This is a genomic window from Kitasatospora sp. NBC_01560 (assembly GCF_045208415.1).
Classification (GTDB): Bacteria; Actinomycetota; Actinomycetes; order Streptomycetales; family Streptomycetaceae; genus Kitasatospora.
In genome coordinates this window covers 8,714,131-8,729,145 of record NZ_CP109364.1, presented here as the reverse complement: position 1 = coordinate 8,729,145, position 15,015 = coordinate 8,714,131, and the positions used below count along the sequence as shown (strand labels likewise).

Annotated in this window: 2 protein-coding genes; both read right to left on the bottom strand. The window is 76.0% G+C overall.

Annotated features, from left to right (window positions below):
* Positions 1 to 93 precede the first annotated feature (93 nt).
* Positions 94 to 1,605, bottom strand: a complete 1,512-nt coding sequence (locus OH807_RS37230; protein WP_406208587.1) for a condensation domain-containing protein — start codon at positions 1,603 to 1,605, stop codon at positions 94 to 96.
* Between the two features lie 23 nt (positions 1,606 to 1,628).
* Entirely contained in the window at positions 1,629 to 14,984 is a 13,356-nt protein-coding gene (locus OH807_RS37225; RefSeq protein WP_406208584.1) for a MupA/Atu3671 family FMN-dependent luciferase-like monooxygenase, read from the bottom strand.
* Positions 14,985 to 15,015: the final 31 nt, after the last annotated feature.

The window sequence follows — 15,015 nt, the reverse complement described above, 5'->3', positions numbered from 1 at the left end:
GGCCATCGGGACGGCACCGGGAGGGGAAGGACGAGGAGGAGACCGGACCGCCCCGCAAGGGCAGGAGTCGGGGCGGGCCGGGCCTCGCGGGCCTCACGCCAGCGGCGGCACCTGCTCGGCCAGCCGCCGCACCAGGCCGTCGATCCAGCCGCGGACGGTGGCCTCGTCGAAGAGGTCGGCGTCGTACTCGGCCAGGCCCGCCAGGCCGCGCCCCTCGGGCGTGAGCATCAGCAACAGGTCCGACCGTGCGCTGCTGCCCGGGACGTCCTCGACCAGGACGTCCAGACCGGTCAGCTCCAGGACCGGCGCCGGGGTGCTCTGCACGACCAGCATGACCTGGGGGAAGGACGGGGGAAGGGCCAGCCCCAGCGCCCGCAGGTCCTCCGTGAGCAGGCCGAACGGGACGTCCGCCCGGTCGAGCGTGCTCGCCAGGGCCTCGGCCGCCCGGTCGATCAGCGCGGCGAAGCCGCCCGGAGCGCGGTTGGGAAGCCGGACCGGCAGGTTGGTGGTCAGCAGCCCGACCAGCCGCTCGTGCTCCCGGCGCCGCCGGTTGGCGGTCGAGAGCATCACCAGGCTCTCGTCGTCACCGGTGAGTTCACCCAGCAGATCACCCAGGGCGGCCAGCACCACGGCCGCCGGGGTGGTCGAGCGGCGGGCCGCGCAACGGTTCAGCGCCGCGGTGAGTTCGGGCGTCAGCTCGAAGCGCAGCACGCCGCCGTGCCCGGAGCGCCGCTCCGGGCGGGGGCGGTCGGTGGGCAGCGGCACCGTGAGCGGCAGCCCGGCGAGGCGCTCGGCGTAGCGCGCGGTGGCCCGGCGCACCGCCTCGCGGGTGACCACCGTCCTTTCCCAGCAGGCGTGTTCGATCATCGAGCCCGGCTCGGGCAGCACGGCCAGGTGGTCCCCGTACAGCGTTCCGAGGTCTGCGAGCAGGGTGGCCAGCGACCAGCCGTCCAGCACGATGTGATGAATCGTCAGCAGCAGGACGTGGTGATCGGGGGCCAGTCGCAGCAGCCGGGCCCGCAGCAGCGGTGGCGCGCCGAGGTCGAACGGGGTGGCGGCCTCCTCCCGGGTGGCGGCGGCCACCGCCTCCCCGGCGTCGCCCACCGCGTCGCCCACCGCGGCGACCGGCAGCGGCAGGGCGGCGGGGGCCGGCAGCACCTGCTGGAGCAGGCCGAGGTCGGTGGGCGTGTAGCGGGTGCGCAGGCTGCGGTGTCGGGCCGTCAGGGCGGTGAGGGCGCGTTGCAGGCGGTCGGGGTCGAGCGGGCCGCGCAGGGTGATCCGCTGGGTGATGTTCCACAGGCTCGGGTCGACCACCCGGCCGTGGCTGCGGTGCATCCGGGCCTGCGCGATCCCGGCCGGCGCGGAGGCCTCGGCCGCGCCGTCCCCGGTCAGGGCGGCGAGCAGCCGCTGCCGCTCCCCCTTGATCAGGGCGACGAGGTGGGCGTCCATCGCCCCGGGCGGGGCGAGGTACTCCAGCCGGTCACCCTCGGTGGAGAGGACGATCTCCCGTTCGTCCAGCAGCCGGACGAGCCGCTTCCAGTCCTCGGTCGGCCGAGACCCGGCGGTCGCGGGAGACCCGGCGGTCGCAGCGGGCCCGGGAGGCACGGCGGATGCAGGAGGCACAGTGGTCACAGCGTCCCTCGCTCGAAGGTCTCGGCCGGCTCGGCGGTACGGGCGCGGTCGGCCATGCCGCGGATGGTGGGGCGGCGGAAGAAGTCCAGGATGCCGATTTCGAGCCCGGTCTCCTCACGGACCAGGTTGAGCAGCCGGGTGGCGGCCAGCGAGTGCCCGCCCAGATCGAAGAAGGAGGTCTCCACACCGGGGGCGGGGACGTCCAGCTCCTTGGCCCAGAGCCGCTGGAGGAGCTGCTCCAGCTCGGTGGCGGGGGCGGTCCCGGCGGCGGCCCCGATCGGTACGGCCGGCGGCAGCGCGGCGCGGTCCAGCTTGCCGTTGCGGGTCAGTGGCAGGTGCTCCACGGCGGCCCAGAGCCGGGGCACCATGTGCTCGGGCAGCCGGTCGGCGAGCTCGTCGCGCACCAGGGCGAGCCCGGCGTCGGAGGCCGGTCCGCCGCCCGGGCGCCCGGCGAGGTCCGCAGCCTCCGCGAACACGACGTACGCGGCGAGAGCGGTGCCCTGCGGGCCGTGCTGGGCGGCGACGGCGGCGCTCCGCACCCCGGGGACGGTGCGCAGCACGTTCTCCACCTCGCCGGGTTCGATCCGGTAGCCGCGGATCTTCACCTGCTCGTCGATCCGGCCGAGGAAGTCCAGTGTGCCGTCGGGCCGCAGCCGGCCCAGGTCACCGCTGCGGTAGCGCATGCCCTGCGGGGTGGGGGTGAAGGCGGCCGCCGTCTCCTCCGGCCGGTTGAGGTAGCCGAGGCCGACCGAGTCGCCGAGGATGTGGATCTCGCCGACCGCGCCGTCCGGCACCGGGCGGCCGTGCGGGTCGAGCAGTTGGACGCGGGTGCCGGGCACCGGACGGCCGATCGGGGCGTGGTCGGGGCAGTCGGCGGACAGCTCGATGCTGGTGATCGCATGGGTCTCGGTGGGCCCGTAGTGGTTGAACAGCCGGCACTGCGGGTTGTCGCGCAGGAACGCGCGCAGCGCCGGGGTGAGCAGCAACTGCTCGCCGCCGGAGACGATCTCGCGCAGGTCGGGCACCGGGGCCTCGGCGAGGGCGCCGAGCAGGCTGGTCAGCGTGGTCTGCGGAAGGTGGATGCGCTCGGTGCGGGTGTGCCGGAGGTAATCGGCCAGCGCGTGGGCGTCGTAGCGGGTCTCCTCGTCGACGAGGACGAGCGTGCCGCCGCCGGCGAGGGCGGTGAGGACCTCCTGGACGGAGACGTCGAACCCGCAGGAGGCGTACTGCAGGGTGCGCAGCGGGCCGTGCTGGTCGGTGTTCCAGTCGACCAGCGACTGGAGTCCGCGGTAGGACATCAGGGCGCCCTTGGGACGGCCGGTGGTGCCGGAGGTGTAGAGGCAGTACGCGGGTGACCCGGGGTCGGGGTCGACGGCGGCCGGCGCGGGCGGCACCGGGCTGTCGTCGTCGGCCAGGACGACGGGCAGGGTGATGCCGAGGCGGTCGGTGCCGGTGCGGGTGAGCAGGAGGAGCGAGCCGCTGTCGGCGGCGATCAGGCGGCAGCGCTCGGCGCCGTGCACCGGGTCGATCGGCACATGGACGGCGCCCAGGCGGATCACGGCGAGCAACCCGGCCACCTGGTCGGCCGAGCGGGGCAGCAGGGTGGCGACGGGGGTGCCGGCGGTGACTCCTGCGGCAGCCAGGCGCGCCGCCAACTGTGCGGATCGGTCGGTGATTTCGCGGTAGCTGACGGATGTGCCGTCCGGCGTGAGGACGGCGGTGCGGTCGGGGTGCTCGGCCGCCGTGCGGGCCAGCCGATCGCGCAGCGGTGCGGTGCCGGTCAGGGCGGGGGTGGCCGTCTCGCGGCCGCCGGGCAGCAGTTCGGCCACCGGTCGGACCGGGTCGGTGACGGCGGCGGCGAGCAGCTGCTCGAACGCGGTCAGCAGGCGCTCGACGGTCTCCTGGTCGAACAGCGCGGTGGCGTACTCGACATGGCAGCGGATGCCCTCGGGCAGGTTGGTGAGGAAGAGGGTGAGGTCGAAGCCGGCCTTGTCGACGACGTCGTCCAGCGGGCGGGCGTCGATGCCCGGGAGGTCGAGCTCGAAGAGCGCGTGGTTCTCGAACTCCACCATCACCTGGAAGAGCGGGTTGCGGCTGGTGTCGCGGGCCGGGTTCAGCTCCTGCACCAGCACCTCGAAGGGGAGCTGCTGGTGCTCGTAGGCGTCCAGCGCGGTGCTCCGCACGTGGGCGAGCAGCCCTTCGAAGTCCGGCTCCCCGGAGAGGTCGAGGCGCAGGGCGAGGGTGTTGACGAAGAACCCGACCAGGTCCTCGGTGCCCTCGTCGCGGTTGGCGACGGGTGTGCCGAGCACGATCTCGTCCTGGCCGCTGAAGCGGTGCAGCACGCCCGCGAACGCGGTGAGCAGCACCATGAACAGGGTGGAGCGCCGGGACCGGGCCAGCTCCCGCACCCGGCCGGAGAGTTCGCCGTCCAACTGGCGGACGAAGGCGCGGCCCCGGCCGTCCGGCAGGGCCGGGCGCGGCCGGTCGGTGGGCAGGGCCAGCACCGGCAGCTCACCGGCGAGGACCGTCCGCCAGTGCTCCAGGCTGGCGGTGTGCGCGCCCGACGCCACCAGCGCCCGCTCCCGGGCGGCGAACTCGACGTAGCTGGTGGCGAGTTGCGGCAGCTCGGGACGGCGTCCCGACTGCGCGGCCCGGTAGAGCTCGCCCAGCTCACGGGTGATCACCACGGCGGAGAGGGTGTCGATGACGATGTGGTGCATGGCGAGGACGAGCACGTGGTGCTGCTCGCCCAGGCGCAGCAGCCGGGTGCGCAGCAGCGGCCCGGCGGCCAGGTCGAAGCGGTGGGCGCCCTCCTCGGCGACCAGCGCGCGGACGGCCTCCTCGCCGTCCTGCCCGGCCGGGACGTCCTCGACCACCAGCGGCGTGCCGGCGGCCGGCAGCACCACCTGGTACGGCTCGCCGTCCTGCTCGCGGAAGACGGTGCGCAGCGCCGGGTGCCGTTCGGCCAGGGCATGCAGGGCGCCGTCCAGCGCGCGGTGGTCGAGCGGCCCGTCCAGGGCGATGGCCTTGACCTCGTTGTAGCGGGAGCTGTCGGGCAGCATCCGGTGCAGGAACCACATCCGCTGCTGGGCGTACGACAGCGGGGCGCGCCGCTCGCGCGGCTGCTGGGCGGTGCGGCGCAGCTCGTCCAGGTGCGGCAGGCCGGTGGCGACCAGGTCGGGCGAGAGGCCGAAGTCGACGAAGGCGGCGATCTCGTCGGCACCGGCGGCGCGCAGCGAGTCCAGGACGGTCTGCACGCTCTCGGGGGTACCGATCAGCGCGCGCGAGGCGCAGTACCGCTCGTAGGCGCGCTCCAGGACGAACTCCAGGTCCTCCTCCGGGGTGTTCTCGTAGTCCAGGGTGAGGCCGAGGCTGTTGGCGACCTGCCCGAAGAGGGAGAGCGAGGAGCGCAGGTAGTTGCAGAACGGGCGGTAGGCCTGCTCGCGGGCGGTGGCGAGCTCGGCGCCGAGGTAGGTGTGCACCAGCACCACCACTCGTCCGGCCTCGGGGTCCAGGCCGTGCTCGGCCCGGGTGCGCCGGTAGAGGGCGACGTTGGCGGCCAGCTCCTCGACGCTCTGGGTCATCAGGTTGGTGATGACGCCGAGGTCGTGACGGGCGGCCTCGCGGAAGCTGTCCGGGTTGCCGACGATCGCCGTGTACATCGGTGGCAGTTCCTGGAGCGGCCGGGGGTGCAGGTGCACCTCGATCTCCTCGCCGTTGCCGCTGCGGCCCCGGTAGGGCTCGCCGCGCCACAGCGCCCGGATCGTGTCGACCTGCTGGTGCATCAGCTCCTTGTGGGTGCCGTAGCGGTCGGGGAAGAAGAGGAAGTCGTTGGGGTGCCAGCCGCTGGCGCAGCCGAGGCCGACCCGCCCGCCCGACAGGTTGTCGACCACCGACCACTCCTCGGCGACCCGGACGGGGTGGTGCAGCGGCAGCACGGCGCAGCCCGCGTTCAGCCGGACGCGCTCGGTCTCCCGGGCCAGGGCGGCGGCCAGCACCGAGGGGTTGGGGAAGATGCCGCCGAAGGAGTGGAAGTGCCGCTCGGGGAGCCAGACGGCGTGGAAGCCGTTGCGGTCCGCGAACCGGGCGCTCTCCAGGACGATCCGGTAGCGGTCCTCGGGCCGGGTGTCGAGCGGGTAGTCGCCGAAGAAGTAGAGACTGAAGTCGACCTTGCGGTCCGGATCACCGGCCGGTGCGGGCTCCGGTATCGGTGCGGGCGCCGGTGCCGGTGCCGGCGTCCGGACCGGTGCGGGCGGCTCCGGCCGGGCCGCCGGCGCCGGTGCCGCCAGTTCCTGGCGCGGCGCGGGGACGGACGGGACGGCGACCACACGCGCGGACGGGAAGAAGCCGCCGCGCCGCATGTCCCGCAGGGACGACCGGACGGCGTCGGCCACGAACTCCACGTCGCCGTCGGAGTGCGCGGTGGAGAGGAAGAAGTTGCGCCACTCCCAGACGTAGACACCCTTGACCAGCAGGTGGTGGAAGAGCAGCTCCATGTCGGCGCGCGGCTCGAAGCGGAAGAGCGAGCCGAAGTGCGCCAGCCGGAGCGGGAACTCCTCCTCGTCGAAGAAGCGGTTGAGGCCGGCGGCCAGCTCCCCGGTACGGGCGTTCAGCCGCTCCTGCAGACCCGGCCCCTGCTCCTTGAAGTGCCGCAGCACAGCGCGGCAGGCGGCCATCGACAGCGGGTGCTGGATGTAGGTGCCGCCGAAGAAGGTCGTGTCGTTCGGCGGGTAACTGGCGTCCCCGTACTGCCAGAAGCCGCCGTCGATGCCGTCCATCACGGCGGCACGCCCCGCGATGGCACCGATCGGGAAGCCGCCGCCGAGCACCTTGCCGTACGTCGACAGGTCGGGCTCGACGCCCCAGAAGCCACGGGCGCCGCGCAGGTGCGGGCGGAACCCGGTGAGCATCTCGTCGAAGATCAGCACGATGCCGCGGCGGGTGGTCAGTTCGCGCAGCTCGCGCACGAACTCGGCCGGCTGCCGGGAGGGGTGGCGGCTCTGCACCGGCTCGACGAGCACGGCGGCGATCCGGTCTCCCAGCTCGTCGATGACCTGCAGGCTCTCCGGGGCCCCGTAGGGGAGGACGACGAGGTCCGCGACCGCGCTGCCGGGGATGCCGATCGAGACGGGCACCGTCTCGCGGTCGGCCCCGTGGCCCACGGGGCGGCCCAGCGTGTGGTCGAAGTGCCCGTGGTACGAACCCTCGAACATCACGATCTTGTCCCGCCCGGTGTACGCCCGGGCCAGCCGGATCGCCCCGGCGTTGGCCTCCGTCCCGGAGTTGGCGAACGCGACGCGCTCGGTGCCGGTCAGCTCCGCCAGCAGTTCGGCGGCCTCGCCGGTCTCCTCGCCGCGCGGGCCCAGCCGCAGCCCGCCGGCCAGGTGCTCGCGGACGGCCTCCTGGACGAAGTCGGGCTCGTGGCCGAAGAGCAGCACCCCGAAGCCCATCGTGATGTCGACGTAGTTGTTGCCGTCGACGTCCTCCAGACGCGAGCCCTGTGCGCGGCGGGCGGCGAGCGGGTAGAGCATCTCCTTGGTCGCCGACCGGAAGCCGACCACGGCCCGGCTGTCGGCGAGCACCCTGCGGTGGCGTTGGGTGAGCGCCTTGGAGGCGGCGGTGCGGGCGGTGAAGCGCTCGACCAACTCGTCCAGGTGGCGGCGCTGCTCGCCGCTCAGGCCACCCCCGGCCATCCCGGAGTCCCTGGACACCGTGACGCGCGGGCCGTGCACCTGCGGCGCGGCGGCGGGCCGGGCGGGGGCATCGTGGGCGGGCGCCGGTGCGGGCTGCACCGCGACGGGCTGCTCCGCCACGGCCGCGGCGGGGAGGGCCGGTACGACGGGGAGGGCCGGCACGGCGGGGACGGCCGGCGTGAGGGGGACCGCCGAGGTCGTGGGCGCGCCGGCGAGCAGGCCGAGCTGGTCGGTCATCAGCTGGGAGAACTGGCCCATCAGGGCGAGCTGGCGCTCGATCACCGCGCCCGCCCCGCCGGGTGCCGAAACGTCGACGGGCGCCGCGGAGACAGCCGGCGCCGACGCGGTCGGGGCGGCGGCCGTCGGCCCGGCGGGCACGGCCACGCGGCTGCCGGGGACGGCCTGCACGGGCACCGGCGCAGGTGCCGGTGCAGGTGCCGGCGCAGGTGCCGCGACCGGCTCGGGCATCGCCGGAGCCACCACCGCGACCGGTACCGGGACCTCGACCGGGGCCGGCGTCGGAACCGCGACCGGCACCGGCACCGGCGCGGGCACCAGGCCCGCCAGCGCCTCGGCGGTCATCCGCCCCGTGATCAGCCCGGCCAGCCGCGCCGGGGTGTCCGCGTCCTCGAACAGTTCACGCATCGGGACGCGTACCCCGAAGGCCCGCTCCAGGTCCCGGATCATGTTGATCATCGACAGCGAGTCGGCCCCGAGGTCGAAGAAGGGATCCTCGGCACCCACCGCCTCCTCGGTGACGCCGAGCTGACGCGCGGTCTGCGCGACGACCCGGCTCAGCACCAGGCCGGCCGCCTGCTCCACCGGGTCCGGCGTGGGCGTGTCCGTCATGACTGGCTCCTCCAGAACGGTGCGATCGGCTTCGGGTGCGCCTGCGGGTGTGCCTGCGGCTACAGCTACGGCTACGGGTCCGGTCGGTGATCCGGAGCCCGGCCGGGCTCCGGCCCCCGGCTGCGGGACGGGCCCGGCGTCGCTGCCGGGAGGCGTGAACCAGTGGTACGTGCGGTGGAACGGCCGGCCCGGGAGCGGTACGCGCCGGGCGGGCCCGTCCGGCCACCGCCGGGCGGCCGCGGCCGCCGCCCAGTCCACCGGCACCCCGTGGGTCCACAGGGTGCCGAGCGCGGTGAGCAGTTGGCGCTCCGGCCCGCGCCCGCGCCGGCCGCTCGGCACGAACACCGCGTGCGCCAGCTCGCGCCGGCCCAGCCCGCTCAGCGTGTGGTGCGGACCGACCTCCAGGAACAGCCCGTGGCCGAGCCCGTCGAGGGTCGCGAGCACCCGGTCGAAGCGCGCGGTCTCGCGGGTCTGGCGGACGAAGTGCCCGGGGTCGGGCACCGTGCCCGGCGCCAGCACCGCGCCGTCGAGGTTGCTCACCAGCGGTACCCGCAGCGGGCGCAGGGCGAGCTGCTCCAGCCGGCCCCGGAAGGGCTCCAGCACCGGGTCCATCAGCCGGGAGTGGAACGCCCGGTCGCCGGCCAGCCGCTCGGTCTCCACGCCCTCCAGGGCCAGCACCGCCTCCGCCGCGGCCACGTCCCCCGGCCGCCCGGCCAGCACGCACTGCCCGGCGCCGTTCACCACGGCCAGCTCCACCCCGGGCAGCCACTCGGCGAGCGCAGCCAGCCGTTCGGCGGAGGCGCCGGCCACCGTCATCGCACCGGGCTCGGTCGACCGGTGCATCAGCCGCCCGCGCACACCCGCCAGGAAGAGCCCGTCGGCCAGCGAGTACGCCCCGGCGGCGTACGCCGCCGCGTACTCGCCCGCGCTGTGCCCGGCCACCGCCGCCGGCCGCAGCCCGAACTCCTCCCAGAGCGCGGTGTACGCGGCCTGCACGGCGAACAGCGCCGGCTGCGCGGCCTCGGTGCTCCAGGCCTGCTCCCCGCCGTCGGGGGCCGGCTCCAGCAGCAGCGGCAGCAGCGCCTCGCCCCAGGCCTCGCGGTGCAGCCGGTCGCAGGTGTCCAGCACCTCCCGGAACACCGGGTACGCCTGGTACAGCCCGGCGGCCATGCCCCGGTACTGGGCGCCCTGCCCGGTGTACAGCAGAACGGGCGCCGCTGCGCCGCGCCCGGCGTCCCGGGCCGAGTGCGCCGGTCCGGTGGCGCGTCCGCCGACGAACGCGGCGAGCGTCTCGGCGAGTTCGGCGGGACCGGCGCCGGTGGCGGTGAGCCGGTGGCGCAGCGGGCGGCGTCCCGCGCCGAGGGTGAGCAGCAGATCGGCCGGGCGCGGCGCGTCGTCGCCGCGCAGCCGGTCGAGCACGGTGGCCGCGAGCTCGGTCAGCGCCTGCGGGCTGCGGGCGGACAGCGGCAGCAGGGCGACCGGCGGGCCGGCGGCGCCGGCGGTCACCGGCACGTCCGCCCCGGCTGGCGGGGCCTCCTCCAGGATCAGGTGGGCGTTGGTGCCGCCGACGCCGAGCGCGCTGACCCCGGCCCGGCGCGGGGCGTCCCCGGCGGGCCAGTCGGTGGCCCCGGTGGGGAGGACGAAGGGGCTGCCGGCCAGGCCCAGGGCCGGGTTGGGCCGGGTCAGGTGGGCCACCGGCGGGATCGCCCGGTGGCGCAGCGCGAGGACGGCCTTGATCAGACCCGCCATCCCGGCACAGGTGTCCAGGTGGCCGATGTTCGGCTTGACCGAGCCGAGGGCGCAGAAGCCCACCGCCTCGGTACGGGCCCGGTAGGCGCGGGTGAGGGCCTGGACCTCGATCGGGTCGCCGAGCGGGGTCCCGGTGCCGTGCGCCTCGATGTAGCCGATGCTGTCGGCCGGCACGCCCGCCACGTCCAGGGCCCGGCCGACCACGGCGGCCTGGCCGTCCACGCTGGGCGCGGTGTAGCCGACCTTGCCCGCGCCGTCGTTGTTGACGGCGGAGCCGAGGATGACCGCGTGCACGGTGTCGCCGTCGGCCAGCGCCCGGTCGAGCCGCTTGAGCAGGACGGCGGCCACGCCGTTGCCGCCGACGGTGCCGCCGGCCCGCTCGTCGAAGGCCCGGCAGACGCCGTCGGGCGCCAGGATCGAGCCCTCCTGGTAGCGGTAGCCGGCGGCCTGCGGGATGTGCAGGGCGGCGGCTCCGGCGAGGGCGAGGTCGCTGTCGCCGGTCAGCAGTGACTGGACGGCCAGGTGGACGGCGACCAGCGAGGTGGAGCAGGCGGTCTGCACACCGACGGCGGGCCCGGTGAGGCCGAGCCGGTAGGCGACCCGGGTGGCGGCGAAGTCGGCCTGGTTGCCGATCGCGACCTGCAGCGCCTCGACCGGCCGCGCCGGGTCGGCGGCCGTGCCGACGGCGTGCTGGAGGTAGGTGCGCAGCGAGTACAGCGTCATGCCGGTGCCGGCGAAGACGCCTACCCGGGTGTCCGGCGCGGTGTCGCCGTGGCCGCCGTCGTCCAGGGCCCGGGCGCAGGTCTCCAGCAGCAGCCGCTGCTGGGGGTCCATCAGGGCGGCCTCGGCGGCGCTGATCCCGAAGGCCTCGGCGTCGAAGTGGCCGATGTCGGCGATCGGCGCGGTGACCGGGACGAAGTCGGGGTGGGTGTACTCCTCCGGCCGGATGCCGGCGGCGGCGAGCTGCTCGGGGGTGTACCGGGTGGTGCTGACCACGCCGTCCACGATGTTGCGCCAGTACTGCTCGGGGGTGTCGGCGCCGGGCAGGCGAAGCGCCAGGCCGATCACCGCCACCCGCCGGTCGGCGGGCACCACCTGCGCCGTGTCGGGGGCGGCGGCCCGTACCTGCTCCTGGGGATCGCCGGCCAGATGGGCCGCCAGCGCGTCCACGGTGGGGTGGCGGAACAGTGCGGTCTGCCCCAGCCCCGGTGCGGGACCGGCCGCCAGCGCGGCCTGGACCCGCATCAACTGTACTGACCCGAGACCGAGTTCGTGGAACGCCCGGCCGGGGTCGACCGGCTCGCCGAGGACGGCTTCGAAGGTGTCCAGCACGGCGCGGCGCAGCTCGGCCGGCGCGGGCGCCGCCGCGACGGGTCGGCGGGCGGCCCCGGCGGCGGGCGCCTCCTCCGCCTCCTCCGCCTCGGCGACCAGCCGCGGCTCGCCCGCCAGCAGCCGGCGCCGGCCGGCGGGGCGGGTGGTGTCGGGGCCGGCGTAGTAGTGACCGGGCGGAGCAGTCAGCAGCGCGGTGGCCAGCTGCCGGCCCTGCGCGGCGTCGAACACGGCGATCCCGCGCTCGGCGGCGCCCTCGTCGTGGGAGGTCTCCCGGTTCATCCCGACCCCGCGCCACAGGCCCCAGGAGACCGTCCAGGCGGGCACCCGGTGCTCCCGGCGCAGCCGCTCGACGGCCGCCTCCAGGTAGCGGTTGGCGGCCGCGTACCCGGCCGAGCCGACCACCTCCTGAAAGCCGATCATCGAGGAGTAGCCGACGAACTGGGCGCCGGGGCGGGCCGCCACCAGCTCGGCGAGCGCGTCGGTGCCCGCGGTCTTGGCCCGGACGGCCCGGTCCCACTGCTCGGGGCCCAGCTCCTCCAGCAGCCCGATCCGGTAGTCGCCGGCGAGGTGCAGGACACCCTCCAGCGGTGCGCCCCACACCTGCTCGGCCTCGGCGACGGCGGCTGCCAGGGCCCCGCGGTCCGCGACGTCCGCCGTCCGGTGGTCGACCCGGCCGCCGGCCCGGACCAGCCGTTCCAGCGCGGCGCGCCGCAGGGCCGGCGCCGGCCCGTCCGCGTACGGGTCGGTGCGCCCGACGAGCAGCAGGTGCGGGCCGTGCCGGCGGAGCAGCTCCGGGAGCAGCTCGCCCGCGAGCCCGCCCAGCCCGCCGGTCACCAGCCAGCGGGCCCCGGGCGAGAGCAGGGTGCAGGCCGGTGCGGTGTCGTCCGGCGGGGCGAGCGGGCCGAGCCGGGGCACGTACGCGCGCCCGTCGCGCCAGGCCGCCTCCGGTTCGCGCCGCGGGTCGGCGAGGAAGGCGAGCACGGCTCGCGGGTCCGGCGGCGCCCCGGCGGGCAGGTCGAGGTGGCGGGCGCCGGGGAGCAGCTGCTCGGCCCGGACCCCGGCGGTCAGGGCGGCGGTCAGCGCGGCGACCGGGCGCGGTACGTCACCGTCGGCGAGGGTGTGCAGCCCTGCGCTGACGGTGGTGAGTTCGACACCGCCCGGGCCGCTGCTGCCGTAGCGGTGGGCGAGCGCGCGGACCAGGCCGAGCAGGGCCTCGCCGCACAGCACCTCGTCGGTCTCGGCGGCCTGCGCCCACAGGTGCAGGACCAGCTGCGGGCGGTGGCCCGCGGCCTCCAGGTCGTCCAGCAGCCGCGGCCAGCTCGCGGAGCGCCGCTGGTCGAGCGCGTAGCCGCCGCCGAGGCGGGCGTAGGAGTCCGCCTGCGACGCCTGGACGGCGCCCGGCAGCAGGGCGGCCAGCGCGTCCGACAGCGTGCCGGGCCCGACGGGGCCGAGCAGCAGGACGCGCTCCGGGGGCACCGGGGCGGGGGCGGCCGGCACGGGCCTGGGCTCCCAGGCCGGGCGGCGCACGATGTCCGGCAGCGTACGGGCGTTGCCCTCGGCGAGGTCCAGCCGGGCGACCAGCGCGTCGAGGCTCCCGTCGAGCAACCGGGCACGGATCGCGGTGCGTTGGATCTTGCCGCTGGTGGTGCGGGGGAAGTCGGCGGCCGGCACCGGGAGCACCAGCGCAGCGGAGAGCCCGAAGCGCTCGGCCAGCGCGGCCCGCACGGCGCCGGCCACCCGGTGCGGCTCGCCCCTCTCCGGGGCGGGCACGAAGAAGACCGCCAACTGCTCGCTGCCGCTGCGCTCGTCGGGCACGCCGCACGCGGCGACGTGGCCGGAGAGCACCCCGTCGACGGTGGAGACCACGTCCTCCAGGTCGTGGCAGAAGTGGTGGACGCCGTTGATGATGATGATCTCCTTGCGACGGCCGGTGAGGATCACCTCCCCGTCGCGCAGGTAGGCGAGGTCCCCGGTGTCGAACCAGCCGTCGGCGGTGGCAGATTCGCGGTCCGCCTGCGGATTGTTGAGGTAGCCGGGGGTGACCCTGCCGGAGGAGACCTGCAGGCGCCCGATCCGCAGCTCGGGCAGCACGGTGCCCCGGTCGTCGGCGACCCGCAGCCGGGCCCCGGCGGCCGGGCGGCCCATCGACAGGAAGCGGGTGGCGGGCTCGGCCGAGCCCTCGGGCAGCGGCCGGAGGTCTCCGGTGAGCGAGTCGGTGGCCAGGGTCTGGACGGCGCCGGCCTCGCCGTAGCGCTTGTAGGTGATGATGGTGCAGGTCTCGGCCATGCCCCAGCCGAGCAGCAGGTGTTCGGGACGCAGCCCGGAGGGTGCCAGCCGGGCCAGGAACTCGTCGGCGACGCTCTCGGTGCACTGCTCGCCCGCGTTGATCAGGGACTTGACGGCCGAGAGGTCCCAGCGCCGCTCGGGAGCGGCCCGCAGTGCCTCGGCGACGAGCCGGTAGCCGAAGTTGGGCGACCAGGAGTGCGCGGCGCGCCGGCGCTCCAGAGTGTCCAGCCACAACAGCGGCTCGGCGAGGACGAGTTCGGTGGGGATGTGGGTCTGGTCGCAGGCCGCCACGACGTCCCGCAGGTGGAACATCAGCAGGCCCGCGACATGGTCGAGCGGCAGCCAGTTCACGGTCGCGTCGCCGGGCGTGTAGCCCTCCTCGCACGCCCCCGCCACGTACTCCAGGATGCCCCGGTGGCTGATCCGGATCGCCTTGGACCGCCCGGTGGAGCCCGAGGACAGCTGAAGCATCGCGACGTCCCCGCTCGCGCCGTGCGGCGTGGCGGGCGGCTGCGCGGCGGAGCGGTCGACCGGGACCACCCGCAGCCCGGCCGCCTGCGGGTGGAGCGCGCCGATGCCCGCGAGCCCGGACACCGCCTCACCGGCGGCCAGCACGGGCGGGTGCTCCAGCGTCTCCCACGCGTTGACCAGCTTCTCCAGCACCGGGCCCGGGTGGTCGTAGCCGGGCGGGCGGGCCACCGTGACGGGCAGCACGCCGCCCAGCAGGCAGGCCCACAGGGCGGGGAAGTAGTGCTCCAGGTCGGGCACTTGGAGGATCGCCCGATCGCCCGGGCGCAGGCCCGCCGCGGTGAGGGTGCCGAGCACCCGCAGCGCCCGGTCGAGCAGTTCGGGGTAGCGCAGGGTGGTGGTGCCGCCGTCGGCGCGCACCAGGTGCAGCCCGCGCCCGGGGTGCAGCCGGGCGGCACGCAGCAGCGCGTCGGGCAGGTCGGCGGGGCCGTCGGGCTGCGCCGCCAGGGGCGCCCCGACGGCGACGGCCGGGGCGCCGGAGGCCGGCTCCGGCTGCGCCGCGGGGGCGGGGGCGGGGGCGGGGGCGGCCGCAGCGCCGGCACCGGCACCGGCACCGGCACTGAACGGGCTCCACCGGCCGGAGAGTCGGCTCAGGTGCTGCCGTGCGGGCCGGGGGTGCTCGTGCGGATCGCGGGCCGCGGCCAGGGCGGCGGCGTCCGGCGTGCCGTCGGCGGTGCGCGGTATGCCGTCCACCAGGCGGATCTCGGCGCCGGGGGCGTCCTCCAGCAGTTGCGCCGCGGCCCAGCGGCGCAGCCCGGCCCGGTCCCGGTCGTCGGCGGGCACCAGGTAGGCGACCAGCTCGGCGCCGCCCTGTGCCCCGCCGGGGACGAGGGCACAGTCGGCCAGGCCGGCGTGCTGCAGCAGCCGGCCCTCCACCACATCGAGTCGGGGGCGGGCGGGGCCGTGGGCGCTCATACGGTACCTTCCTTGGCTCTGCGGGCGGGAA